We start from the raw sequence: 23,978 nt of genomic DNA, 5'->3' as shown, positions 1-23,978 counted from the left end.
TATGCTGTCCGGATTGCTTGCCACAATCACCCGCCACGGGCGGCTGGCGCTGGTTGCGGGGCTGTTGGCAGGGTTGACCCTGCCGGATCTGGCCGCGCTAATCCGGCCCTGGCTGCCGCATCTGGTGGCGCTTTTGCTGTTCCTGACCGCCTTTCGTATCGGCTTGCGCCAAGCCGCAGGATCTCTGGGCGAGGCGCGGTCGGGCCTGATCTTGATCGCGGTGTTCCAGCTTGCCATGCCCTTGGTGGCGCTGGCGGTGTTCTGGGCGCTGGATTTGCATGCCACGCTTTTTGCCCTTGCGGTAATGCTCATGCTGACGGCACCCGGTGTCTCGGGGGCGGCGGCCTTTACTGCGCTGCTGGGCCGCGATCCCGCACCTGCGTTGCGTCTGCTGATTACCGGCATGGCGGTCTTTCCGCTGACGGTGATGCCGATCCTCTGGGCGACACCGGCGCTGGGCAATATGGCCGATGTTCTGGCCGCGTCGGGGCGATTGCTTGCGGTGATCGTCATCGCCTCGGCCCTCGGTTTTGCTTTGCGCCGTATGATCCCTGCGCCTGATCTGCGCCAGATCGACGGGTTGAACGCGATTGCGTTGTTTGTCATCGTAATCGGGTTGATGGCCGCTGTCGGCCCTGCCTTGCGCAGCGATCCGGTGCTGGTGCTGAAATGGCTGGCAGGTGTTTGCGCCGTCAATTTCGGTCTGCAAATCGTCTGCTATATGATCTTGCGGGACCGCGTTACGATGGACCCGACCGGCCCGTCGATCATCGCGGGCAACCGCAACGTGGCGCTGTTCCTGTTGGCTCTGCCTGCGGCGACCACCGACCCTTTGCTGATCTTTATCGGTGTCTATCAGGTGCCGATGTTCCTGACCCCTATCGCCATGCGCTGGCTTTATGCTCCGCGTCCTGATCCCAAGGCTGCACATTGATCCCATGACACAGACTGACACCCTGACACCTGATTTCCCCCGCATTTCCCCCGTTGGTATCGCTGGTCTATTGGTCAGCTTTGCCGACAGCCTGAGCGAGCCTGCAAATCGCGCGGCACTGGCCTTTCGCGCCGCGATCGAGGCAGATACGCTTGACGGGATCGAGGAAGTCTCGACCTCGCTGACCTCGACCTTTCTGCGTTTCGACCCGTTGCATCTGGATCACGCCAGCCTGACCGCACATGTAAAAAACCTGCTGAAGGCGCAGGACTGGACCCGCGCCGCCCTGCCGGAAGGGCGGCGGCATTTTCGGATCCCTTGTGTTTTCGGCACCGACCTTGCTCCGCAATTCGACGAGGCTGCGAAGGCCGCAGGCCTGTCCGCGCAAGCGGCCATCGACAGCCTGACCGCCGCACGCCCGCGCGTGCTGACCATCGGTTTCGCGCCGGGGCAGCCCTATACGGGCCAGCTGCCGAAGGAATGGGACATTCCGCGGCAGACAGCCCTGACTCCACGCGTGCCCGAAGGCGCGCTGGTTGTGGCGATCCGGCAATTGATCATCTTTTCGGCCCCCACCCAGACCGGCTGGCGTCATATCGGGCAGACGGCCTTCCGCTGTTTTCGTCCCGAATCGGACGAGCCTTTTGCCCTGCGTCCGGGCGATGAAATCTCGTTGTGGGCCATAGATGCCGAGGCGCTTGAGAATATTCGCACCACGGACAAAAGTGGTCAAGGCGGCGCCGAGATCGAGGTCATCCGATGAACCGCGCGCTGATCATCCACCGTGCAGGTCCGCAGGTCACCGTGCAGGACAAGGGCCGCGCTGGGCTGCTGGGCCAAGGGCTGTCACAGGGCGGCGCAGCCGATCCTGTCGCTTTGGCTGAAGGGGCGGCTTTGCTGCGACAACCTGCGGACTATGCTGCGCTTGAAATGGCCGGAATGGGTGGCAGTTTCGAGGTTGCCATGGAGACACGCATCGCTCTGACAGGCGCGCCGATGCAGGCCAGCATCGACGGGCAGGCGCTGGCGTGGAATGCCAGCCATCTCCTGCCAGCGGGCGCGCGGCTTGAAATAGGCGCCGCGATGCGTGGCAACTATGGCTACCTGCATCTGGGTGGTGGCATTGCCACCAAACCCGTGCTTGGCGCGCGCGCCACCCATCTGGCAGCCGGTATCGGGCAAGCCTTGCGGCAGGGGGACTGTCTGCCCTTGGACGATGATCCCCGAACTGAGGTAGGCATGACGCTGGACCCCGAGCCGCGCTTCACCGGCGGCACCGTCCGCATTACCCGCTCGATGCAGACGCAGTTGTTTGCCCCCGACATGCTGGAGCGGTTTCAGACCACGACATTTGCCCGCGACGCGCGCGGCAATCGTATGGGGGCGCGGCTGGAATTCGACGGCGATCCCTTCGCCGCCTCCGGCCAGTTAAGCATCCTGTCCGAGGTGATCGTGCCCGGTGATATCCAGATGACCGGCGACGGGACACCCTTCGTGCTGCTGCCCGAATGCCAGACCACGGGTGGCTATCCGCGGATCGGCACCGTGATCCCCGCTGACCTGCCCCGCGTGGTGCAAGCCGGGCAGGGTGTCACGCTGCGCTTCGAGGTGATCGACCTGTCCGATGCGGTCGAGGCACAGCGTCGCTTTGTCGCCGCGCTGGACAAGCTGCCCGCCACGATCCGCCCGCTGCTACGCGATCCGACGCAGATGCAGGATCTTCTGTCCTACCAGTTGATCAGCGGCGTGATTTCCGGCCATGAAGCCGAAGAACAAGGAAACTGAGCCATGACCCTGCCAACAAGCCCGCGTGTCGATCTGAATGCCGATATGGGCGAAAGCTTTGGCCCGTGGCGCATGGGCGATGACGCCGCGCTGCTGGACATCGTGACGTCGGCCAATATCGCTTGCGGGTTTCACGCCGGCGATCCCGATGTGATGATGAAAACGATGCGGCTGGCCGTGAAGAAGAATGTAGGGATCGGCGCGCATCCCGGCTACGCCGATCTGCAAGGGTTCGGCCGCCACAGGATGCAGGTGCCGCATGCCACATTGCAGAACCAGATCCGCTATCAGATCGGAGCGGCGCAAGCGATGGCGCGTGCGGCGGGCGGGCAGGTCCGTCACCTCAAACTGCACGGCGCGCTGGCCAATACAGCCGCCGAGGATTTCGCGCTGGCAACCGCGCTCTACGAGGCCGCTCTGTCCGTCGCTCCCGATATTGCGATCATGGTGCTTGCGGCCACCGAACAGCAGGCGGCCGTGCAGGCGCTGGGCTGCAAATACGTCTGCGAGATCTTTGCCGACCGTGCCTATAATGATGACGCCACCCTTGTGGATCGCAGCATTCCGGGGGCGGTGATCCATGACGCCGATCTTGCCGGCAAACGGATCACCGACATGGTGCTGCGCCGCGCCATTGTCACTGCCAGCGGCAAGGAGATCCCTACGCAGATCGACACGATCTGCCTGCATGGAGATACGCCCGAAGCGGTGGATATCGCCCGTGCCGTGCGAACAGGGCTTGAATCTGCAGGGGTCACCGTCACCCCATTTCCGGTGTAACGCTCACCTGTTTCATCTGGCTTCAAATACTCAGTTTGCGCCGTTTCAATCCGCGAAAGGGTCCTCGGGATAGCCTACGCCCGCCAGATAGAGCCCATGTGGTGGACAGACCGGCCCGCAGGCTGCGCGATCGCGCGCCTGCAAGGCGTGCTGCACATCGCCCGATGTCCAAGCGCCCGATCCAACACGTTCAAGCGTGCCTACAATACTGCGCACCTGATTATGCAGGAAAGACCGCGCCCGCAGGCGGAAATGCAGTTCTGGCCCCGACAGCCCCTCGACCGCATCAATCGAGATCGCATCCAGCGACTTCACCGGACTGGCCGACTGGCACATCGTGCTGCGAAACGTCGTGAAATCGTGCAAGCCGACCAGATGGGCAGCCGCTTCGCGCATGGCGTGAACATCAAGCATGCGCGGCACTTGCCAGACCAGCCCCGCATCATGGGTCGCAGGCGCGCGGCGCATCAGCAGGCGAAAGAAATAGCGCCGCTCCTGCGCCGAGAAACGCGCATGCCAGTCATCGGCCACGCCAGCCGCCGTCAAAACCGCCACAGGCAGCGGTTTGAGATGGTAATTCAAGGCCTCGGACAAGCGAAACGGGTCCCAGTCCCGACTCAGATCGCAATGGGCCACCTGTGCCAGCGCATGCACACCCGCATCAGTGCGCCCCGCAGCGGCAATCCGGTGCGCACGCGGTTCAAGCTTGGCCAGCGCATCCTCGATTGCCCCCTGTACCGAAGGCTGGTCGGCTTGCGCCTGCCATCCGGCAAAGGGCGCGCCATGGTATTCGATCCTGAGGGCATATCTGGGCATGTTGCGCGACATAGAGGAATTCGCGGTGCTGCTCAATCCATCCGGAAAGGCGGGTGCCGCTTTGCACAGACAGGAGCCTCCGGCGGGGATATTTCAAGCAAGAAGAAGCGGCGCGGCCTTGCCTCTGGTGAAGTGGGGGCTGGATGCCTATCTTGGCACAAACACAGGCGAAGAGGCAGGATTTTGGTTATCACGGAACTGGCTGACGGAATCACGCGGCGCGTCGAGGCGCTGGGTGATACGCTGTCTGGCACTTTTTTCGAGCCGGTGATCCGTCTGGGTGTGACAGGGCTTGCCCGCTCGGGCAAGACGGTTTTTATTACCTCTCTGGTGGCGAACCTGATCGACCGCGCGCGGATGGGCCAACTGGTCGCGCAGGCCGAGGGGCGGATCGCAGCGGCCTATCTGCAGCCGCAACCCGATGACACCCTGCCGCGTTTTGACTACGAAACCCATCTGGCCGCGCTGACAGCGGCCAAACCCCATTGGCCCGACAGCACCCGTGCTGTGTCGGAATTGCGACTGTCGCTACGTGTGCGGCCCACGGGGTTGTTGTCGGGCCTGTCGGGGCCACGCACCCTGCATCTGGATATTGTCGACTATCCGGGCGAATGGCTGCTGGACCTTGGTCTAATGGATAAAAGCTATGACCAGTGGTCGCGTGAGGTGACGACGCGGATCGCGCCGCGTCAACAGGCGGCAGAATTTCTGGCCGCGCTGGGCGGCGTTGATCCGCAATCCGTCCATGACGAGGTTACAGCGCAGGATCTTGCGCGCCGCTTTACCGGCTATCTGCATGCGGCGCGCGCGGCAGGCTATTATGATTGCACGCCGGGACGCTTTATCTTGCCAGGCGATCTGGCAGGCTCGCCCGTGCTGACATTCGCGCCAATGCTTGGCGATGGGAATGATCCGCGTAAATCCCTGCGCCGCGAGATGGCGCGACGCTATGAGGCTTATAAGGCGCAGGTCGTCAAACCGTTCTTCCGTGACCACTTCGCGCGGATCGACAGACAGGTCGTTTTGGTCGATGCGCTGGGCGCGATCCATAAAGGCCCGCAGGCGGTCGAAGATATGCGGCAGGCTATGGCCGAAACGCTGGGCGCCTTCCGCCCGGGTGGCAATGCCTTTTTGTCGCGCCTGCTGCGCGGCAAGCGGGTCGAGCGGATTCTGTTCGCCGCCACCAAGGCCGACCATCTGCATCACAGCCAGCATCCGCGCTTGAGCGCGATCATGCAGGCTCTGACCCGCGAGGCGCGCGCGCGTGCCGATTTTGCAGGCGCCCAGACCGCCGCCATGTCGATAGCGGCGCTGCGTGCCACGGTCGAGGAGACGATCACCCATGACGGTGCACAACTGGACTGTGTCCGCGGCACCTTGCTGGAGACAGGCAAGCAGGCGGCTTTTTATCCCGGTGCCCTGCCTGAAGATCCCAACCGGCTTATGGGCCCTGCGCGTGAGGGGGCGCAAAGCTGGCTGGATGCAGACTACAAGGTGATGAATTTCGCCCCTGCGCCACTGCGCTTGAAACCGGGGGAAGGACCGCCCCATATCCGGCTTGACCGTGCGGTGCAGTTTCTGGTCGGGGACCGTCTGTGATCCGCGCGGCGCAACCCACGGATGCGGGCGCGATCGGTGCGATCCTGTCGCAATTCATCGACACGACAAACTGGATGCCGCGGCTTTATAGTCGCGCGCAGGAGTTGGCTTTTGCTGGCCTAATGGTTGATCGCGGTTGGGTGAACGTGATCGAGCCGCAGGGACAAGGCACCGGAATCGCAGGTTTTCTGGCCGTGGATGCAGGATATGTCCATGCGCTTTATATTGCCTGCGAGCAGCGCGGTCTGGGATGGGGGCGGCGGTTGCTGGACCATGCCAAATCGGATGCAATCCGTCTGGAATTGCACACCTTTGCAGAAAATCGCGGGGCGCAGCGCTTTTATGCACGCGAAGGGTTCGTTGAGGCAGGGCGTGGGGATGGCACACAGAATGACGAAGGTTTGCCGGATGTCCTGCTGGTCTGGGAAAGGAAAACTGCATGAGCGAGCGTGACAAGGCTGCCTTTGCCCGTGGGCCGGTGCTGATCGAACTGGACGGCAGGCCGGAACAGGGCCCTGACCAGGCGCCTCCGGTGCCCGATCCCGAGGGGGCGACCGATCATCCGCAAGGTCGAGCGATGCAACAGATGGCGCATCTGATGGCGCGTCCCCCGTCGCGGCTTGCGCGCTGGTTCTGGGCTTTGCTGCTGTCCTTGCTGGGCGTCGTCCTGTCGGTTGCTGCATGGGATTTCGTGACAGGCCTGATCCAGCGCGCGCCGCTTCTGGGCTATCTGGTTACAGGCATTACTGCGGCTCTGCTGGTGGTTTTGCTCGCCATTGCCCTGCGCGAGGCAGCGGCTTTTGCGCGGCTGGGCCGGATCGACAAGCTAAACCATGATGCGCGCGCGGCTTTGGCCTCTGACGATCTGCCTACAGCGCGGGATGTGACCACGCGGTTGGCGGCTCTTTACAGCAATCGTCCCTCACTTGAATGGGGCCGCGCCCGTCTGGCCGAGCAACAGGCAGACCAGTTCGACGTGTCCGGTCTTCTGGGGCTGGCTGAAACCGAGCTTCTGGCCCCGTTGGACGCGGCGGCGCGGCTTGAGGTCGAGGCGGCGGCGCGGCAGGTGGCCACGGTGACGGCACTTGTCCCGATTGCACTGGCTGATGTGGTGGCCGCGCTGACATCGAACCTGCGGATGATCCGCCGCATCGCCGAAATTTACGGGGGCCGCGCCGGTACTTTGGGAAGCTGGCGGCTGACGCGCGCCGTGCTGACCCATCTGGTGGCCACAGGGGCTGTGGCAATCGGCGATGACATGATCGGATCACTGGCCGGTGGCGGCCTGTTGTCGAAACTGTCGCGTCGCTTCGGCGAGGGGGTGGTCAATGGCGCGCTGACCGCGCGCGTCGGCATCGCCGCGATCGTGGTGTGCCGCCCCTTGCCCTATATCCAGCAGCGCCGACCGTCCGTCACGGGCGTGGTCAGGCAGGCGCTGACAGGGCTTTTTGGACAGGGCAGCGAAACCGCCCCCAAGAGTTGAGAGAGCATCAGAAACCCCTGTGGATATGTGGATAAAACCTGAATCCGGACGATCGAGGGAAAGCTAGGTTCGCCGTCGAACGAGTTTCGGAATACCGTCCGGCCCGATATCGCGGTCCGCAGCACCCATCCGCAGGCTTCGCCCAATGCGGTGGGCCAACGCGGACCATGCGGCGGCGGTCTCAGGCTCCAGCTGGCGGTGCAGGACACCGTCGAACAGGGCGAGCCAGATATCGAACTGGCCAGCCCGCACATCGCCGGCCTGCACATGCACTTGTTGCGGATTGCCGTCATAGCGGCGCTCGAACAGAATCGCATTGGCCCAGAACCGCACGATTTTTTCCTCATGTGCGGGCCAGTCGTTCACATGGGCTGTAAAGACCGGACCAAGGCCGGGATGGTGACGAACAAGATCATAGAACTCGGCCACCACCGCCGCAATCTGCGTGCGGCTGACATCAAATCGGGGAGGGAGTGCGCTCATCTTTTGCCTTTGCCGTTGCAAAGGCGGACCCTGCACAAGACTGGACAGCGGCGCAAGGCACGGATTGTTGCGATGAAAGATTAGACCTCGGCAGCGGTGTGAACCAATCTGCCAAGGTTCCCGATAGGTAGCGCTGTGTCGGCTTCAATCCGGCCCGTTTACTCGACGGGCTGCGCTGGGGCCGTCTGTTCCGCGCTAGGACCGGCCTGCTGCTCGACAGCGGGCGCTGTCGTGCCCTGGCCGGTCTGATCGCCGCGCTCATCCGCAGGGCCGGCCATCATCGCCAGACCCAGAAGACCCAGCAGGACAAACAGAACAACCGCAAGACCCCATACAGAGGTGCCGGATTTCGTGTGATTGCCGACCGGATGCGTCCCGCTTGGGGAGTGGTAACTATGATCTCTATAGCTCATAACGTCCTCCTGTCGCTGTTTTCGCCGTGGGACAAGATTAGGCGCGAAACCGTCGCAATTCATTGCTCTCATCGGCAAAAGCCGGCTTTCGGCACCTTTTGGCTGGATTGCCCTTATACCAAAGGCTGAATCTTGCCGGTTCACTGCTGGCCCTGCGCATTTCCCGACTTTCCGTAGCGCGGGATGCATATATGACTTGCGTTGAACCGGCCTCTGGACGCTTGGGTTCCATCGTCCTATAACGCGGCCCATGCAGTGGCTATTTGCGATCATTCAGCGAATTACCGGCCCGGCGCCTTGATCCTGAGACAGGGTCGTCAGGCCGCCGGGACAAGGCGCATGGACTGCCGCGCTGCCCCCATCCGTATTGTTAATTCGCTGACCGAAGGACGCCCGACATGAGCGCCGAGACCCAAGATTACAAAGACACGTTGAACCTGCCCCGCACCGAATTTCCGATGCGCGCGGGCCTGCCCCAACGCGAACCCGACTGGCTGGCGCGGTGGGACAAGATCGGCGTCTATGACCGCCTGCGCGACAAGGCGAAAACGACCACGCGCCAGCCCTTCACGCTGCATGACGGCCCGCCCTATGCCAACGGGCATCTGCATATCGGGCATGCGCTGAACAAGACGATCAAGGACATGATCGTGCGTAGCCACCAGATGATGGGCTTTGACGCGCGCTATGTGCCGGGGTGGGATTGTCACGGCCTGCCCATCGAATGGAAGATCGAGGAACAGTACCGCGCCAAGGGGATGGACAAGGATGCCGTACCGGTTGTCGATTTCCGGCAGGAATGCCGCAAATTCGCGGCGGGTTGGGTGGATATCCAGCGCGAGGAATTCAAGCGCCTTGGGGTGACCGGCAACTGGGCCGATCCCTATCTGACGATGGATTTCCATGCCGAGGCGGTGATCGCGGCCGAGTTCCAGAAATTCCTGATGACCGGAACGCTCTATCAAGGTTCCAAGCCTGTGATGTGGTCGCCGGTCGAGAAAACCGCGCTGGCCGAGGCCGAGATCGAGTATCACGAGCACAAGTCGCATACGATCTGGGTGCCTTTCGCGATCAGCAGCATGGGCAGTGGCGCGGACAAAGACACCTCCGATCTTCGGAACGCCCGCGTGGTGATCTGGACCACGACTCCGTGGACCATGCCGTCGAACAAGGCAATCGCCTATAACCCCAAGCTGACCTACGGCCTTTATCATGTTGACGGCACGCAGGACGAAAGCTGGACAAGCATCGGGGATCTTTACCTTTTCGCTGATGCGTTGGCCGAGGAATGCCTGACCAAAGCCCGCGTCACAGCTCATACCCGCATCCGCACGGTCGATGCCTCGGAATTCGACGGTATGATTTGCGCCCACCCGTTCAACGGCTTGGACGGGGCAGACGGGTTCTGGGATTACCCCGTGCCCATGATCGACGGCGATCACGTCACGGACGAGGCAGGCACCGGTTTCGTGCATACGGCCCCCAGCCACGGCGCGGACGACTTTGACTGTTTCGTCAAACGCGGCTGGCTGGACCGGATGACCCATAACGTCGGCGAGGAGTCCGAATTCCTGCCGCATGTGCCCTTCTTTGCAGGGCTGAAGGTGCTGGATCACAAGGGCAAGGAAGGCAAGGCCAACACCGCCGTGATCGAGAAACTGGTCGAGGCCAAGGGCCTGATCGCCCGCGGACAGTTGAAGCATAGCTATCCGCATTCATGGCGTTCGAAAGCGCCGGTGATCTTCCGCAACACGCCGCAATGGTTTGCCGCCATCGACAAAGCGGTGGGCGACGGACAGGACGATTACGGCACCACGATCCGAGAACGCGCGCTGGCATCCATCGACCAGTTGGTGAAGTGGACGCCTGCAACGGGCCGCAACCGCCTTTTCTCGATGATCGAGGCTCGGCCCGACTGGGTGCTGTCGCGTCAGCGGGCGTGGGGCGTGCCGCTCACTTGTTTCACCAAGGTCGGCACGCTGCCGACCGATCCTGATTTCCTGTTGCGCAACAACGATGTGAACGACCGCATCCTAGCCGCCTTCGAGGTCGAAGGTGCGGATGCTTGGTATAAGGAGGGCGCGAAAGAGCGGTTCCTGTCCGGCATCGTCAACCCCGACGAGTGGAACAAGGTCGATGACATTCTCGACGTCTGGTTCGATAGCGGGTCAACGCATGCTTTCGTGCTGCGCGACCGCGCCGACGGGACTGAAGACGGAATCGCGGATGTCTACATGGAAGGCACCGACCAGCATCGCGGCTGGTTCCATTCCTCGTTGCTGCAGGCTTGCGGGACCTTGGGCCGCGCGCCCTATCGCAATGTGGTGACGCACGGGTTCACGCTGGACGAGAAGGGCAACAAGATGTCCAAGTCGCTTGGCAATACCATCGCGCCCGAGCAGGTGATCAAGCAATATGGCGCGGATATCCTGCGGCTCTGGGTGGCACAGTCGGATTACACGGCGGATCAGCGGATCGGGCCGGAAATTCTGAAAGGCACGGCAGACGGCTATCGCCGGTTGCGCAATACGATGCGTTTCCTGCTCGGCTCTTTGGCCGATTTCAGCGAGGCGGATCGCGTGGACCCCGCCGATATGCCTGAACTGGAACGCTGGGTGCTACACCGTCTGGCCGAATTGGATCAGCGTGTACGCACGGGCTATGCCGCCTTCGATTTTCAGGGCGTGTTTCAGGCCGTGTTCAACTTTGCCACGGTCGATCTTTCGGCCTTCTATTTCGACATCCGCAAGGACGCGCTGTATTGCGATGGTGACACCGCCCGCCGCCGCGCCGCGCGCACCGTGCTGGATATCCTGTTCCACCGCCTGACGACATGGCTGGCGCCCGTGCTGGTTTTCACGATGGAAGAAGTCTGGCTTGAGCGCTATCCCGGCGAGGATAGCTCGGTTCATTTGCAGGACATTCCCGAAACACCCGCTGACTGGCTGAATGCTGGTCTGGCCACCAAATGGGCCAGAATCCGCAGCGCGCGCCGCGTCGTGACAGCGGCATTGGAGGTGCAGCGCACCGCCAAGGTGATCGGGGCCAGCCTTGAGGCGGCCCCCGTCGTGCATGTCTATGATCCCGACCTACTGGAAATCCTCGGATCGGTCACATTCGAGGATGTCTGCATCACATCGGCCATCGGGTTAAGCGCCGACCCTGCACCCGAAGACGCTTTCACCCTGCCGGATGTAGCGGGAATTGCTGTGATCTTCCGCGAGGCTGAGGGCGAGAAATGCGGCCGGTGCTGGAAAATCCTGCCGGATGTGGGTCAACACAGCCATGCAGGTGTTTGCGGTCGCTGTGACGGGGCCCTGATTTGATCAGCCCTCGGCCCTGCTGTGAAGCGGGGACGGCGAGTATTTGATGCAAAATGAATGAAGGGCAGGGCGCAGTCTCTGCCCTTGTTCTTTTTGCGAAGGGGTCAGTCCTCTACGCGGCTTGGCAAAAGCTGCTGTGCGATGCCGGCGAATAGTAGGTAGACCGAGGTGACCACTAACCCCCAATGCGCCCAGCTTTCGGGGTGGAAATCCACCCATGCGGCCCAGCCTGCAAAAAAGGTCCATGCCAGCGCCACGGGAAGTGACAGCAATCGCCAGCGCTCAGTCCGGACGGGGTGGATGAACTTGAGAGGCAGGAACATCGCCACCGCAAGCGTCGAGACAAGGATCAGGATGATCCAGAAATCCGGTGACAGGGCGAAGAGAACTAGAACAAGCATGTTCCAGCATCCGGGAAAGCCGGAGAAGGAATTGTCTTTTGTTTTCATGCGAGTGTCAGCAAAATACATCGCACTGGCAAAGGTGATCACGATAATTGCGAACCAGCCTGTCCAGCCTGGCAACAGATCTGATTTGAAAAGCGCGAATGCCGGAATGAACACATAAGTCAGATAGTCGATAATCAGGTCCAAAAGCACACCGTCAAATTCGGCCGCGTGTTTCTTGACCTCGTAGCGCCGCGCGAGCGGGCCGTCGATCCCGTCAACGAAGAAAGCGACGACCAGCCACAGGAACATCATGTCCCATTCGCCGTCGACAGCCGCCAGCATGGCCAGCATGGCAAAAACAGCCCCTGTTGCGGTGAACAGATGCACCGCCAGTCCCTTGAGGGCGGGGCTCATGTCCTGCCTCCGGTCCGGATTGCGGCGCGGGGATGACTGGCCTCGTAAACCTGCATCAAGCGGGCGGTATCGACTGCCGTATAGGCCTGCGTGGTCGACAGGGAGGCATGGCCCAGCAACTCCTGTATGGCGCGCAGATCACCGCCTGCATTCAGAAGATGCGTCGCGAAGCTGTGGCGCATCGCATGCGGAGTCGCGCTGGCAGGCAGGCCCAGTTGCATCCTTGCCTGTTCCATCACCTTCTGGATGGCCCGCGGGTTGAGCGGCCCGCCACGCAAGCCACGAAACAGCGGTTGGGCCGCTTCCAGCGGATGGGGGCAGAGCTGCGCATAGCGCGCCACAGCCGCGCGTGCGGCGTCGATCACGGGTACGACACGGTCCTTGTTACCCTTTCCACTGATCCGCAGGACAGGGGGCAAAGGCAGATCTGCCCCAGTCAGGGACAGCGCCTCGGAAATCCGCAAGCCGCAGCCGTAAAGCACTGTAACAACCGCCATATCCCTGGCGGCAACCCAGTCCTGCCGCGCCTGTAATTCGACAGTGTCGATCATGGCGCGGGCGGCATCCTCGGCCAGCGGACGGGGCAGTTTGCGCTGGAATTTGGGGGCGCGTGTCGCAAGAACGGCTGTCGGCTCGAACCCTTCCCGCTCGGCCAGCCAGCGGGTGAAGGATTTCACCGCCGACAGTTTGCGCGCCAGAGAGCGTGCGCCGACATCGCCGCTGCGGGTATGGGCCATCCAGGCCCGCATATCCGATATGGTGACGCGCGACAAAGCCGCCAGACCCTGCGGCGTACCGGAATGGGCAGCCAGGAAGGCGATATAGTCCAGCACGTCGCGGCGGTAAGCCTCCACCGTGTTGGGCGAGGCGCCACGCAAGGTTTTTTGCCCCTCAAGCCATGCGTTCAGCGCATCCGCTGCAGCTGGCGAGATCAGGCTCATGACAGCCAGCGGCGCATCGACCGTTCGAACACACCTGCAAAGAAAGCCAGAAGATCAACGCCTTGGCTGGGGTTGAACTGATGCGGGTCTTCAGCCCCCATCACCAACATGCCGGGCAGTCGCCCAGCCCCAAAATCAAGGCGCAAGCAGGCTTCGGACCTGATCCAGCCCGCTTTGTCGCCATAGATTGCGGCGCTGCCTTCCTGCATCTGGCGCAATGTCACCTGCCGCTGCGGTGCGTCGCGCCCCGCGCTAAGATAGTCGGCCACAAAACCGGGTTGTGCCACGCGCAGCACATCACCCAGACGTTCCACCACCGGATCTTGGTCGTGCTGGACCGATTCCAGCACCAGCCGTATCGCGTCGACGCGCAGAATTTCGGCCACCGGACCGCCCAGATCACGCAAGAACACCTCGAATTCGGTCGGGTCCAGCATCCGCAGGATCGCGCGGTGCACCTGATTGGTGCCGGCCAGATTGTCATAGGCGGCGGCGATCACACTGCGATGCGTGTCTTCCAGACGGTCAAGCCGGGCTTCCAGTCGTTCCATAGCGATGCCGCGCAGGTCGATGATATTAGCCCCCATCATCCGCTCGTTGGCGACGATAAGCGCGCGCATCAGATCGCGATCCTCAAGGATCACATCGGGTTGCGCGATGATTTTGTCACGCAGCGCGCTGTCCATTCCGGGTTTCGTGCTCATGGATGCCTCGGGCTGTTTCTTGGTTTTCGGTTCTATAGCACGGGGTCAGAGAATTTTCTGCCCCGTTTTTTTCCAATCCGCCATAAAGGTCTCGAGCCCCTTGTCAGTCAGCGGATGGCTTGCCAGTTTCTTGATCACTTCGGGCGGTGCTGTCATCACATCGGCCCCGATGCGCGCGCAGTCCAGAACATGGTTCACCGTGCGGATCGACGCAGCCAGAATCTCTGTCTCGAACCCGTAATTGTCATAAATCGTGCGGATATCCTCGATCAGGTCCATCCCGTCGAGGTTGATATCATCCAGCCGTCCGATGAAAGGGCTGATGAATGTCGCCCCCGCCTTGGCCGCCAGCAGCGCTTGATTGGCGCTGAAACATAGCGTTACGTTCACCATGAAACCTTCGCCCGACAGCACTTTGCAGGCTTTCAGCCCGTCCCATGTCAGGGGCAGTTTCACGGCGATATTGGGGGCAATCGCCGCCAGCTTGCGCCCTTCCGCAATCATGGCATCCGCTTCGAGCGCGACGACCTCGGCGCTGACGGGGCCGTCGACCAGTTCGGCGATTTCCTTTGTGACCTCAAGGATGTTGCGGCCGGATTTGAGGATCAGCGACGGGTTGGTGGTCACGCCATCCACCATGCCCAGATCGTTCAACTCGGCTATCGCGGCGATTTCGGCAGTATCGACAAAGAACTTCATGACGCTCCCTCGGGGCTTGGCCTTTTGTTGCCTTGGCTTTACCCCATAGTGCAGAAACCCGAAACCCCTTTCACCGAAAGCCGCGAGTCGTTGAGCGATTTCTTCCATCATGGCGATTTGATCGCGGTGCTGACCACACAACCGCTGGACCGGCTGCTGGATTACCGCGCGCCCGAAGGCGGCTGTCATGCAGGCGCTTTTGTCGAGGTGCCGCTGGGCCCGCGCAAGGTGCTGGGCGTTGTCTGGGGGGCGGGCAAAGGTGATTTTGATCCTGCCAAGGTGCGCCATGCCTACCGCGTGCTGGATGTGGCCCCGATGCAAGTCGAAATGCAGGATTTCTTGACGCGTGCCGCCGATTACACCATGACGCCGCTGTCCGCGATGCTGCGGCTGGCCACGCGCGCTCCGGGTCTGGGTGATCCGCCGGCGATGCGGCGCATCTACCGGCTGGGGCAAGGGGTGCCCGACCGGATGACGCCTGCGCGCGCGCGCGTGCTGGACGTCTTGCGCGACTACGGCGGGCTGGCCTTCACCCTGCGCGAACTGGCGGACATGGCAGGGGTGTCGACCGGCGTGGTCAAGGGGCTGGCGCAGCAGGGTGCTGTGCAGGAAGAGGACAGCCCCCGCGATCTGCCCTTTCCCGTGCTTGATCCGTCACAGAAGGGCAAAGCCTTGAACGATGATCAGGCGCAAGGGGCTGCGGCCCTGCGCGCTGCCGTGGCGGGTGGCACTTATGGAACAACCTTGCTGCGTGGCGTGACAGGGTCCGGCAAGACCGAAGTGTATCTGGAAGCCGTGGCCGAAGCACTGGCAAAGGGGCGGCAGGCGCTGGTTCTGCTACCCGAGATCGCCTTGAGCGCCGAATTCCTGACCCGTGTCGAGGCACGTTTTGGCGCGCGCCCCGCCGAATGGCATTCCGGTGTGACAGTGACCGAACGCCGCCGGATCTGGCGCATGGTGGCGGAAGGTGGCGCGCAACTGGTCGTGGGTGCGCGCTCGGCCCTGTTCCTGCCTTACCGTGATCTGGGGCTGATCGTGGTGGATGAGGAACATGACACATCCTACAAGCAGGAAGACGGTGTGTTGTATAATGCCCGTGACATGGCGGTCCTGCGTGCCGCGATCTGCGGGGCAAGGGTTGTTCTGGCCTCGGCGACGCCAAGTCTGGAAAGCTGGGCAAATGCCGAGGCGGGCAAATACGACAAGCTGGTGCTGACCGACCGGTTCGGCGCGGCTGTCTTGCCGGAAATGCGCGCAATTGATATGCGGATGGAAAGCCTGCCCAACAACCGCTGGATATCACCCAGCTTGCAGGCGGCCGTGACGCAGCGCATCGCGCTTGGCGAGCAGGCGCTTTTGTTCATCAACCGGCGCGGTTATGCCCCGACAACCGTGTGCCGCGCCTGCGGGCATCAGATCGGATGCGATCATTGCGACGCGCGGATGGTCGAGCACCGTTTTCTCAAGCGCCTGGTGTGCCATCAATGCGGCGAAACCAAACCGATGCCCGAAACCTGCCCCGCCTGCGGGGTGGCGGGCAAGCTTGCACCTGTCGGCCCGGGGGTGGAGCGGCTGACCGAAGAGGCGCAGGCCCTGTTTCCCGATGCGCGCGTGGCGACATTGTCGTCGGACATGTATGCCTCTGCTCGCGCGCTCAAGGCCGAGATCGAAAGCATCGCCGGTGGCGGGGCGGATATCATCATCGGCACGCAGCTTGTGGCGAAAGGCCATAACTTTCCCCTGCTGACGCTTGTCGGGGTGATCGACGCTGATCTCGGCTTGCAAGGGTCTGACCTGCGCGCGGCAGAGCGGACCTTTCAGTTGATGCGGCAGGTCGCGGGGCGGGCAGGGCGCGCTGAGAAGCGCGGGCAGGCGCTTTTGCAGACGCACCAGCCGGAACATCCGGTGATCCGCGCTATTCTGGCAGGCGACGAGGAAGGTTTCTGGCGGGCCGAGGCCGAGGAACGACGGCAAGCCGGTGTGCCACCTTATGGCCGGATGGCGGGGATCATCATTTCGTCCACCGATGCCCAACAGGCTTTTGAGTTGGGCACGGAGTTGGCACGCCGGGACGCGCCGCTGCGCGGGATTGGCGCGCAGGTTTACGGACCTGCCCCGGCCCCCATCGCGCGAATAAGGGGGCGTCACCGCGTGCGACTGCTGGTGCGAGCGGACAAGGGCGCGCCCCTACAGACAGCGCTGACCCGATGGCTGGGTCAGGTAAGGCTGACCGGCAGCCTGCGGCTGGCCGTGGATATTGATCCGCAGAGTTTTTATTGATGCGGCAGAGGGCAAAGCCCGAAGGCATGCCAAAAAACCTGCGCGCCTTGGTTTCGCGCCTGCGCCTTTACCCCATCCGCTCGGACGCATAACTGCCGGGGCTGGCCGGAAAGACGACTGTCTTGTTGCCGTTCTGGAAGACGCGGTGGTGGATATGGGCATGGATTGCGCGTGACAGCACCTGAGCCTCGACGTCGCGGCCAAGGCTCACATAATCCTCGGCGCTCTGGGCATGGGTGACGCGGACGGTGTCCTGTTCGATGATCGGGCCTTCGTCCAGATCTGCGGTCACGTAATGCGCTGTCGCGCCGATCAGTTTCACGCCGCGCTCATAGGCCTGTTTATAGGGGTTTGCGCCCTTGAAACTGGGCAGGAACGAGTGGTGGATGTTGATGATCCGGCCTGACATCTTCTGGCAGATCGCATCCGACAGAACCTGCATGTAACGCGCCAGCACGATCAGTTCGGCGCCGGTTTCCTCGACCAACGCCATCAGGCGCGCTTCGGCTTCGGGCTTGTTCTCTTTGGTGACCCTGATCTGGTGGAAGGGCAGGTCGTGGTTCACCACCACTTTCTGGTAGGTCATGTGGTTCGACACAACGCCCACGATCTCGATCGGCAAAGCCCCGATCCGCCAGCGATAGAGCAGGTCGTTCAGGCAATGGCCGAAATTCGACACCATCAGCAAAACCTTCATGCGTTCGGTGGCGTCATGGATTGCCCAGACCATCCCGAATGTCGTGGCGATGGGATCGAACCCTTCCATCAGATCCTCGCGCGATGTCCCAGTCTCGGCCACGAAGGTCATGCGGACAAAGAACATGCCCGTCAGCGGATCGTCGAACTGGTGGCTGTCGGTGATGTTGCAGCCGTTCGCCGCCAGAAAACCTGAAATTGCCGCGACGATTCCGCGGGTCGAGGCACATTGGACAGTCAGCACATGATGGGTCATTGGTCTCTCCGGGTTCTGCATTCTGCGGTTGGTAGCAGCAGGACCACAGGGCTGGAAGGCCGGAAACGACAAGCGCGCGCGTCGTCGCGACGCTGTGTGATTTGGCGTGCTGGCGTGCTCAGGCGGTCACGGGGCTGCCCTGCTGGTCGATCAGCAGATCGGTCAGAATTGCGCCGACCCACATCGCGCAAAGTGCGGCCCATGCGGTGCCCACAAAGATCGACCCGCCTGTCACACCGGCCCCGATGGCACAACCTCCGGCCAGCATCCCCCCAAAACCCATGAGTGCTGCGCCGGTCATGGCGCGGCGCATGTTGCTTTCCCCGTCAAAGCCCTGAAACTTGAACTCGCGGGTGGCGACGGCCGCCAGAAACGAGCCAAGGAAAACGCCCGGCACCAGTCCGACATCGAATTCCAGAATGGAGCTGCGGTCGAGCGTGAACATCAGCATTCGCGCTGACGGGCCTGTGAAGCTGGCGCTTTCGATCTGAACGGGCTCGAACGCGATCTGGCTTAGCCCGAAGGTCAGCACCCAACCCAATGCCACGGCAAAGCCCACGCCCGAGGCGAAGATCAGCCGCACCGCCCCTATCCGGTTGCGCCGCGCCAATTCCAGCGCCAATACGGCCATGATCGCGCCAAAGGCGAAGCCGCCCCAGTCCGGCATCCGCAATACGGCAAGCAGGTCCATATTGCGCCCGCCGGATGTGATCCAAAGCCCTGCAAGATAGTCACGCAAGGGGCCAAGCCAGCCTGTGATGCTCATCTGGGCGACCACCGCAAAGATCAGCCCCGACACGACCGAGCGCAGGTTGCCCGTTGCCCCCAGAACCAGCAGGCGACCCGAACAGCCGCGCGCCAGTACCATGCCGACGCCAAAAACCAGCCCTCCGATAATGGCGCCCGACCAACTGCCAGGCACCGCCATCATGCGGGCATCGGCGCTGCGCATCAGGCCAAACATTTGCGCGCCCTGCACCCAGACAATCGCGGTCGAGATCGTCAGAAGCCAGACCGCGACCTTGTCACCCAACTGACCCCGCGCGAATTCCACCGCCGCCGCACGAAGACAAAAGCGCGAACGTTGTGCCGCGATGCCGAAGACAAGACCGGTCAGCAGGCCCAGCACGGCGGCTGCCGGTTCCTCGCCGATCCGCTCCACCAGTGTCAGAATATCCATTTGCGCGGTCTCCTGTCGGATTGGCCGGTTTCTGATGAAAAGCAATCGCATTGCGGCACGGGGCCGTCCTTGATCCAGATCAGGCGGGCTAGAGATGCTGCATAGCTGAAAACCGACATTGACAGGTCGCATCGCGCAGCGACCGAAGGTTTGATCAGGCCTATGCGGGGCAGGAACTGTACAAAAGGAAGCGCGCGATGGAATTGGGACAGGCTGACGCGAATATGCCGTCCGAGGCGCTGGCCCTGGCGATGGTGGCACTGGCTGCCTTGCCGCAACGCATCGAGGCGGCGGATCAACCGCTGGAAGGCGGTGATGATCCTGCTTTCGGTACCGTGCGCTGGCGGACACTGTTCTGCGCGGATCGCACCCAGACCGGCGGTGTCGTCATGGGGATTGCCGAATTTGCGCCCGCTGGCACGCTGCTGCCGCACCGCCACAGCCCCGCCGAAGTGTATTTCGGGCTTGAGGGGAATGCAGTTGTCACTGTCGATGGTCTGGCGCAGCCGATGGCGGCAGGCACCGCGCTGTTCATTCCCGGCGATGCGGAACACGGAACAGTCGCCGGACCCAACGGATTCCGGATGCTCTATGTCTTTCCGCGTGACCGGTTTTCGGAAGTCGAATACCGCTTCTCGCCGTTGTGAATAGCGCGCTCTGAACAGGTTTTTCGCCGCACAGATCCCAGTGCATTCGCGCGCGTTATGAGTTGATCTTGGCCCTCGCCAATGTCGGAAAATCGGCGTAAGCGGTTAACATGCAAATTATCCCGCTTGCCCTTGCCCCGTCACTGCCGGTCTGGCGCAGACCCGTGGCCCTGCTGTTCCTGATGGCAGCGGCGATGCCGATTGCTTTTGCCACCTGGTCTGCGCTGCTGAACAACTTTGTCATCGAGGTGGCGCAGTTTGATGGGTCAGATATCGGCTGGTTGCATACCGTGCGCGAAATTCCCGGCTTTCTGGCAATCGGCGTGATTGCAGTGCTGCTTGTCATGCGCGAGCAGGTTCTGGCGATGGTCTCGCTGATCCTGCTGGGGGTTGCGACCGCGATGACCGCATGGTTTCCCAGTCTTGGCGGGATCCTGACCATTACCATGCTGTCCTCGATCGGCTTCCACTATTACGAGACAGTGAACCAGTCGCTGCAATTGCAATGGCTTCCCAAGGATCGCGCGCCGCAGATGCTGGGCTGGTTGTTGGCGGCTGGGTCGGGGGCCACGCTGGTGGCCTATCTGTGCATCATCGTGACATGGGAAGCGCTGGGGCTGACCTATAACATGGTCTATTTGCTGGCAGGCGGCTTCACCGCCGCAGTCGCGCTCTTTGCGCTGCTGGTCTATCCGCAATTCGAGGCGCCCGAGCCGCAGATCAAGAAGATGGTGCTGCGCCGTCGCTACTGGCTCTACTACGCATTGCAATTCATGTCAGGCGCGCGGCGTCAGATATTTGTCGTCTTCGCAGGTTTCATGATGGTCGAGAAATTCGGCTTTCGTGTTCATGAGGTGACAGCACTGTTCACAATCAACCTGGTGATCAACATGATTGCGGCCCCCTTGCTGGGCCGTGCGGTGGCCCGCTGGGGCGAGCGCAAGGCGCTGAGCGTCGAATATATTGGTCTAATCTGCGTCTTTCTTGGTTATGGCGGCATCTATTGGTTCGGATGGGGCGTGATGATGGCGGCGTTCCTCTATGTCGTGGATCACATCTTTTTCGCGATGGCACTGGCGCTTAAGACCTATTTCCAGAAAATCGCCGATCCGCGCGACATCGCGCCCACGGCGGCAGTTGCCTTTACAATCAACCATATCGCGGCGGTTTTCCTTCCGGCGTCATTGGGCTATCTCTGGTTGGTTTCGCCAAGTTCGGTCTTTGTGCTGGCGGCGGGTATGGCGGGCGTATCCCTTTGCCTCGCCCTTCTGATTCCGCGCCATCCCGAGCCGGGGAACGAGACGATTTTCGCGCGTTTCGCGCCTGCCCCGGCGGAGTAGGACAGACATGAGCAGCTCTGAGTTGACAGAAATGGCCGATCGACCGGCGCAGGCAAAATTCCTGACTGGATCGACGATGCGGCATGTGGTCGTGATGACCCTGACCGGATCACTGGGGTTGAGCTTCCTGTTTCTGGTGGATTTTCTGGCGCTGTGGTGGATCAGTCGACTGGAGAACGAGGTGCTGATCACCGCTATCGGTTTTGCCGGCACCATCCAGTTCTTCGTGATGTCTGTTGCCGTGGGTATGATGATTGGTGCTGTCGCATTGGTCAGCCGCGCGTTGGGCATGGGCGACACGGAAGAGGCGCGCCGCATCGCCACATCCTCGATGATCTATGGTGCCAGTTTCCAGACAGCTTTGGCGATCCTCGTCTTCATCTTCCGCCGTGAGATCCTGATCTGGACAGGTGCAGAGGGTGCCGCGCTCGAAGTGGCGGTGGATTTCCTTGGTCTCTCGCTGCCGTCGCTGCCGCTGGTCGCAATCGGCATGTGCGCCAGCGCCGTTCTGCGCGCTGCGGGCGAGGCGTGGCGCTCGATGATGGTCACGGTCTCTGCGGGTGTTGTGGCACTGATCGTCGATCCGATTCTGATTGTCTGGATGGGCTACGGCGTGAGCGGTGCCGCGGGGGCCATCGTGCTGTCGCGGCTGGCGATGGCTGTCATGGGTTTCTACTGGGTCAGCCACTCGCGGAACTTGCTGGCAAGACCCAGCCTGATCGATTTGCGCAGCTTCCTGCTTCCCTTCGCTGCCATTGCCCTGCCTGCCGTTGCCACGCAGGTTTCGACACCTTTCGGCAACTGGATACTTGTGCGCGCGATGGCGCAGCATGGTGACAGCGCCGTGGCGGGGCTTGGCGTTGTGATGCGCCTGACCATCGTGTGTTTCGGTGGAATTTTCGCGCTGTCCGGTGCGATTGGCGGGATCATCGGACAAAATTACGGGGCCAAGCAATATGACCGTGTCGCCTCGGCTTATACCGACGCACTGAAATTCTGCGCGATCTACACCGGGGTGGTCTGGCTGCTTCTGATCTTTAGCGCCGATATGGTCGCATCGTCCTTCGGCTTGGGTGAAGAGGGCGCGCATATCGTGCGGGTGTTTTCCTATTACGCGGCGGGCACCTTTGTCTTTACCGGTGCGCTATTTGTCTCGAACGCGGCGTTCAACAATCTGGGTCGGCCGCTTTACGCGACAGCCGCCAACTGGTCGCGCGACGCGATCCTGATGGCACCCTTGGCCTTCGGTCTGGGGGGCATCTACGCGGGTGGTGGCGTAATCACGGGGCAGGCGCTGGCAAACACGCTGGCAGGGATCATGGCGGCTTGGGTTGGATGGCGTTTCGTGCGTCGCCTTGGCGGACGACCTGCTGGCGTGCTTGACGGCAGCCCCGCATCCACATAACCGCAGGGGCAACAGCGCAACCCTCGGAGAGATGCCATGCCCACATTTACCGCCATCACCACCCTGACCGGCAAAACCCCCGCCGAGGCGTTGGGCGAGGCAGTCGAGACCCTGACCCCTGAACCCGAAGGTGTCGGCGTCTTCGAGATCGAGGACGGGTCGGGCCTGTGGGAAGTGGCTTGCTACTTCACCGAGAAACCCGACCATGCTGGTCTTGCGCTGCTGGCGACGATCCACGGGGCCAAGCCCTTTGCGATCTCGGAACTGCCGGAAACCGACTGGGTCGCCCATGTGCGGCGCGAATTGTCGCCCGTGGTGGCAGGGCGCTTCTTTGTCTATGGCAGCCATGATGCCGACAAAGTGCCCGAGGGCGTCGAGGCGCTGCTCATCGAGGCGGCCATGGCCTTTGGTACCGGTCATCACGGCACCACGCAGGGCTGTTTGCGGGCCTTGGACCGCTTGGCCAATGACGGCTTCACCGGCAAGAACGTGGCCGATATCGGCTGTGGCACGGCTGTTCTGGCGATGGCAGCCGCGCGGATTTGGCCGAACCCCGTTCTGGCCGGCGATATTGACGAGGTGGCCGTGGATGTGGCCCGCGCCAATGTGGCAGCCAATGATCTGGAAGGGCGTGTGCATTGCGTCGAGGCAACAGGCTTTGACCACCCCGATATCGCGGAAGCCAGCCCGTTCGATCTGGTCTTTGCCAATATCCTCAAGGGACCGCTGATTGATCTGGCGCCTGACATGGCAGCACATCTGACGTCGGACGGCTATGCGATCCTGTCAGGGATTCTGAACGAGCAAGCCGATGAGGTTGTCGCGGTTTATGCACTATCCGGCATCAATCTTGTCCATCGCGAAGAGATTGGTGAGTGGACAACGCTGACATTGGGCAAATAACGCCCCAACTTCACAAGACACTTGCAGAATTTGGCCATCTGTCCAAGATTTGCCCCAAATTACTGATATTCTGAGTTCTGTGTTTGGTAAACGGTGCCGATTTTCTTTGGATATTGGGTGGGGCCTGGTGTCTGGAGGTTACGCATGTCTGACGCATTTCAAGATTTCGACAATCGCTTGCGGCGTATCAACAAGTCGCGGGTCAAAATGTCCGGTGGTTATGTCTCGGTGGTCGGCGACGATGGCTTGATCGTCATCAGGCCGCGCCGCAGGTCAGGGCGTGTTGCACTCAAAGGATTTGCGTTTCTGCTGATCGGCTGCTTCGGGTTCAAGGCGGCCATCCTCGCAACGCTTGGCGACACAGTTTATCAGGACCGGCTGGAAAAGCTTGCCACGGGGACCATGATCGAACAGGCAGGGGCCTGGGCGATGCAGGCTGACCCGTTAACCGTGATGCTGTCCGAACAGCTCAAACCCTACTTTCGCTGACCATCCTGCACATGATACA

General features: G+C 61.8%; 23 protein-coding genes. 14 read left to right on the top strand and 9 right to left on the bottom strand.

Translation table 11 applies throughout. From position 1 onward, the window contains the following. The first annotated feature begins 1 nt into the window (after position 1). The 4 genes from K7H22_RS08215 to K7H22_RS08200 are packed head-to-tail and all read left to right on the top strand — an operon-like array spanning position 2 to position 3,499. Complete coding sequence (locus K7H22_RS08215; protein ID WP_230800277.1) at positions 2-934, top strand: hypothetical protein; 933 nt, start codon at positions 2-4, stop codon at positions 932-934. Positions 935-938: 4 nt separating this feature from the next. Then, entirely contained in the window at positions 939-1,697 is a 759-nt protein-coding gene (locus tag K7H22_RS08210) for a 5-oxoprolinase subunit B family protein (RefSeq protein WP_230800250.1), read from the top strand. Beyond that, complete coding sequence (locus K7H22_RS08205; protein WP_230800249.1) at positions 1,694-2,719, top strand: biotin-dependent carboxyltransferase family protein; 1,026 nt, start codon at positions 1,694-1,696, stop codon at positions 2,717-2,719. The genes K7H22_RS08210 and K7H22_RS08205 overlap by 4 nt, the downstream gene beginning before the upstream one ends. Positions 2,720-2,722: 3 nt before the next feature. Next, on the top strand, positions 2,723-3,499 hold the full coding sequence (locus K7H22_RS08200) for a LamB/YcsF family protein (RefSeq protein WP_230800248.1): 777 nt from the start codon (positions 2,723-2,725) through the stop codon (positions 3,497-3,499). A gap of 45 nt (positions 3,500-3,544) precedes the next feature. Here the strand turns inward: K7H22_RS08200 and truA are convergent, their stop codons facing one another. Further along, positions 3,545-4,315, bottom strand: coding sequence for a tRNA pseudouridine(38-40) synthase TruA (truA, locus tag K7H22_RS08195; RefSeq protein WP_230800247.1), 771 nt, complete (start codon positions 4,313-4,315; stop codon positions 3,545-3,547). A gap of 183 nt (positions 4,316-4,498) precedes the next feature. On the opposite strand from truA, the gene K7H22_RS08190 reads away from it, so the two are divergent. From K7H22_RS08190 to K7H22_RS08180, 3 genes are read left to right on the top strand one after another with little or no spacing between them, the layout of a single operon-like run. Beyond that, complete coding sequence (locus tag K7H22_RS08190) at positions 4,499-5,914, top strand: YcjX family protein (protein ID WP_230800246.1); 1,416 nt, start codon at positions 4,499-4,501, stop codon at positions 5,912-5,914. Then, positions 5,911-6,357 carry a GNAT family N-acetyltransferase gene (locus K7H22_RS08185; RefSeq protein ID WP_230800245.1) on the top strand — a complete coding sequence of 149 codons (447 nt, stop codon included), beginning with the start codon at positions 5,911-5,913 and terminating at the stop codon, positions 6,355-6,357. The genes K7H22_RS08190 and K7H22_RS08185 overlap by 4 nt, the downstream gene beginning before the upstream one ends. Continuing rightward, the gene (locus K7H22_RS08180) at positions 6,354-7,397 is read left to right on the top strand and encodes a YcjF family protein (RefSeq protein WP_230800244.1); all 1,044 of its coding nucleotides are present in this window, start codon (positions 6,354-6,356) and stop codon (positions 7,395-7,397) included. Before K7H22_RS08185 ends, K7H22_RS08180 begins: the two co-directional genes overlap by 4 nt. Before the next feature lie 63 nt (positions 7,398-7,460). Here K7H22_RS08180 and K7H22_RS08175 read toward each other — a convergent pair whose 3' ends face one another. Then, a complete protein-coding gene (locus K7H22_RS08175; protein ID WP_230800243.1) occupies positions 7,461-7,880 on the bottom strand; it encodes a group III truncated hemoglobin in 420 nt (139 codons plus the stop codon). Positions 7,881-8,038: 158 nt separating this feature from the next. Then, complete coding sequence (locus K7H22_RS08170; RefSeq protein WP_230800242.1) at positions 8,039-8,293, bottom strand: hypothetical protein; 255 nt, start codon at positions 8,291-8,293, stop codon at positions 8,039-8,041. Positions 8,294-8,691: 398 nt separating this feature from the next. Here K7H22_RS08170 and ileS point away from each other — a divergent pair, with 398 nt between their 5' ends. Next, positions 8,692-11,619, top strand: coding sequence for an isoleucine--tRNA ligase (ileS, locus tag K7H22_RS08165; protein ID WP_230800241.1), 2,928 nt, complete (start codon positions 8,692-8,694; stop codon positions 11,617-11,619). 101 nt (positions 11,620-11,720) lie between these two features. Here ileS and K7H22_RS08160 read toward each other — a convergent pair whose 3' ends face one another. The 4 genes from K7H22_RS08160 to fsa are packed head-to-tail and all read right to left on the bottom strand — an operon-like array spanning position 11,721 to position 14,763. Continuing rightward, entirely contained in the window at positions 11,721-12,419 is a 699-nt protein-coding gene (locus K7H22_RS08160) for a CDP-alcohol phosphatidyltransferase family protein (protein WP_230800240.1), read from the bottom strand. Further along, complete coding sequence (locus K7H22_RS08155) at positions 12,416-13,360, bottom strand: tyrosine recombinase XerC (RefSeq protein WP_230800239.1); 945 nt, start codon at positions 13,358-13,360, stop codon at positions 12,416-12,418. Before K7H22_RS08155 ends, K7H22_RS08160 begins: the two co-directional genes overlap by 4 nt. After that, on the bottom strand, positions 13,357-14,064 hold the full coding sequence (locus K7H22_RS08150) for a DUF484 family protein (RefSeq protein ID WP_230800238.1): 708 nt from the start codon (positions 14,062-14,064) through the stop codon (positions 13,357-13,359). The genes K7H22_RS08155 and K7H22_RS08150 overlap by 4 nt, the downstream gene beginning before the upstream one ends. A 45-nt stretch (positions 14,065-14,109) precedes the next feature. Continuing rightward, positions 14,110-14,763: a fructose-6-phosphate aldolase gene (fsa, locus tag K7H22_RS08145; protein ID WP_230800237.1), complete on the bottom strand. Its 654-nt coding sequence runs from the start codon at positions 14,761-14,763 to the stop codon at positions 14,110-14,112. Positions 14,764-14,853: 90 nt separating this feature from the next. Here fsa and K7H22_RS08140 point away from each other — a divergent pair, with 90 nt between their 5' ends. Continuing rightward, positions 14,854-17,043 carry a primosomal protein N' gene (locus K7H22_RS08140; protein WP_230800236.1) on the top strand — a complete coding sequence of 730 codons (2,190 nt, stop codon included), beginning with the start codon at positions 14,854-14,856 and terminating at the stop codon, positions 17,041-17,043. Between the two features lie 67 nt (positions 17,044-17,110). On the opposite strand, the gene purU is transcribed toward K7H22_RS08140, so the two are convergent. Further along, complete coding sequence (gene purU / locus K7H22_RS08135) at positions 17,111-17,995, bottom strand: formyltetrahydrofolate deformylase (RefSeq protein WP_230800235.1); 885 nt, start codon at positions 17,993-17,995, stop codon at positions 17,111-17,113. A 118-nt stretch (positions 17,996-18,113) separates the two neighbouring features. Beyond that, complete coding sequence (locus K7H22_RS08130) at positions 18,114-19,175, bottom strand: YeeE/YedE family protein (protein WP_230800234.1); 1,062 nt, start codon at positions 19,173-19,175, stop codon at positions 18,114-18,116. A gap of 197 nt (positions 19,176-19,372) precedes the next feature. Between K7H22_RS08130 and K7H22_RS08125 the strand changes: the two genes are divergently transcribed. The 5 genes from K7H22_RS08125 (at position 19,373) to K7H22_RS08105 (ending at position 23,959) form a co-directional block, all read left to right on the top strand. After that, positions 19,373-19,822 carry a cupin domain-containing protein gene (locus K7H22_RS08125; RefSeq protein WP_230800233.1) on the top strand — a complete coding sequence of 150 codons (450 nt, stop codon included), beginning with the start codon at positions 19,373-19,375 and terminating at the stop codon, positions 19,820-19,822. Positions 19,823-19,932: 110 nt separating this feature from the next. Then, positions 19,933-21,162, top strand: coding sequence for an MFS transporter (locus tag K7H22_RS08120; protein ID WP_230800232.1), 1,230 nt, complete (start codon positions 19,933-19,935; stop codon positions 21,160-21,162). Between the two features lie 7 nt (positions 21,163-21,169). Beyond that, entirely contained in the window at positions 21,170-22,567 is a 1,398-nt protein-coding gene (locus tag K7H22_RS08115; RefSeq protein ID WP_230800231.1) for an MATE family efflux transporter, read from the top strand. Between the two features lie 36 nt (positions 22,568-22,603). Continuing rightward, the gene (locus tag K7H22_RS08110; protein WP_230800230.1) at positions 22,604-23,470 is read left to right on the top strand and encodes a 50S ribosomal protein L11 methyltransferase; all 867 of its coding nucleotides are present in this window, start codon (positions 22,604-22,606) and stop codon (positions 23,468-23,470) included. Positions 23,471-23,614: 144 nt separating this feature from the next. Further along, entirely contained in the window at positions 23,615-23,959 is a 345-nt protein-coding gene (locus tag K7H22_RS08105) for a hypothetical protein (protein ID WP_230800229.1), read from the top strand. The last annotated feature ends 19 nt before the right edge of the window (positions 23,960-23,978 follow it).

Origin of the sequence: Seohaeicola saemankumensis (genome assembly GCF_021021435.1) — a bacterium.
Lineage (GTDB): Bacteria > Pseudomonadota > Alphaproteobacteria > Rhodobacterales > Rhodobacteraceae > Seohaeicola.
The sequence above is the reverse complement of the archived record's forward strand: the minus strand, read 5'-3'. Positions and strand labels throughout refer to the sequence as shown.

Excerpts from the sequence above, each read along its gene's own strand:
- truA (WP_230800247.1), bottom strand. The coding sequence starts at position 4,315 with ATGCCCAGATATGCCCTCAGGATCGAATACCATGGCGCGCCCTTTGCC.
- K7H22_RS08160 (WP_230800240.1), bottom strand. The coding sequence starts at position 12,419 with ATGAGCCCCGCCCTCAAGGGACTGGCGGTGCATCTGTTCACCGCAACA.
- K7H22_RS08150 (WP_230800238.1), bottom strand. The coding sequence starts at position 14,064 with ATGAGCACGAAACCCGGAATGGACAGCGCGCTGCGTGACAAAATCATC.
- K7H22_RS08205 (WP_230800249.1), top strand. The coding sequence starts at position 1,694 with ATGAACCGCGCGCTGATCATCCACCGTGCAGGTCCGCAGGTCACCGTG.
- K7H22_RS08155 (WP_230800239.1), bottom strand. The coding sequence starts at position 13,360 with ATGAGCCTGATCTCGCCAGCTGCAGCGGATGCGCTGAACGCATGGCTT.
- K7H22_RS08175 (WP_230800243.1), bottom strand. The coding sequence starts at position 7,880 with ATGAGCGCACTCCCTCCCCGATTTGATGTCAGCCGCACGCAGATTGCG.
- K7H22_RS08110 (WP_230800230.1), top strand. The coding sequence starts at position 22,604 with ATGCCCACATTTACCGCCATCACCACCCTGACCGGCAAAACCCCCGCC.
- K7H22_RS08170 (WP_230800242.1), bottom strand. The coding sequence starts at position 8,293 with ATGAGCTATAGAGATCATAGTTACCACTCCCCAAGCGGGACGCATCCG.
- K7H22_RS08115 (WP_230800231.1), top strand. The coding sequence starts at position 21,170 with ATGAGCAGCTCTGAGTTGACAGAAATGGCCGATCGACCGGCGCAGGCA.
- K7H22_RS08130 (WP_230800234.1), bottom strand. The coding sequence starts at position 19,175 with ATGGATATTCTGACACTGGTGGAGCGGATCGGCGAGGAACCGGCAGCC.
- fsa (WP_230800237.1), bottom strand. The coding sequence starts at position 14,763 with ATGAAGTTCTTTGTCGATACTGCCGAAATCGCCGCGATAGCCGAGTTG.
- K7H22_RS08200 (WP_230800248.1), top strand. The coding sequence starts at position 2,723 with ATGACCCTGCCAACAAGCCCGCGTGTCGATCTGAATGCCGATATGGGC.
- K7H22_RS08125 (WP_230800233.1), top strand. The coding sequence starts at position 19,373 with ATGGAATTGGGACAGGCTGACGCGAATATGCCGTCCGAGGCGCTGGCC.
- K7H22_RS08180 (WP_230800244.1), top strand. The coding sequence starts at position 6,354 with ATGAGCGAGCGTGACAAGGCTGCCTTTGCCCGTGGGCCGGTGCTGATC.
- purU (WP_230800235.1), bottom strand. The coding sequence starts at position 17,995 with ATGACCCATCATGTGCTGACTGTCCAATGTGCCTCGACCCGCGGAATC.
- K7H22_RS08215 (WP_230800277.1), top strand. The coding sequence starts at position 2 with ATGCTGTCCGGATTGCTTGCCACAATCACCCGCCACGGGCGGCTGGCG.
- K7H22_RS08105 (WP_230800229.1), top strand. The coding sequence starts at position 23,615 with ATGTCTGACGCATTTCAAGATTTCGACAATCGCTTGCGGCGTATCAAC.
- K7H22_RS08210 (WP_230800250.1), top strand. The coding sequence starts at position 939 with ATGACACAGACTGACACCCTGACACCTGATTTCCCCCGCATTTCCCCC.
- ileS (WP_230800241.1), top strand. The coding sequence starts at position 8,692 with ATGAGCGCCGAGACCCAAGATTACAAAGACACGTTGAACCTGCCCCGC.
- K7H22_RS08120 (WP_230800232.1), top strand. The coding sequence starts at position 19,933 with ATGCAAATTATCCCGCTTGCCCTTGCCCCGTCACTGCCGGTCTGGCGC.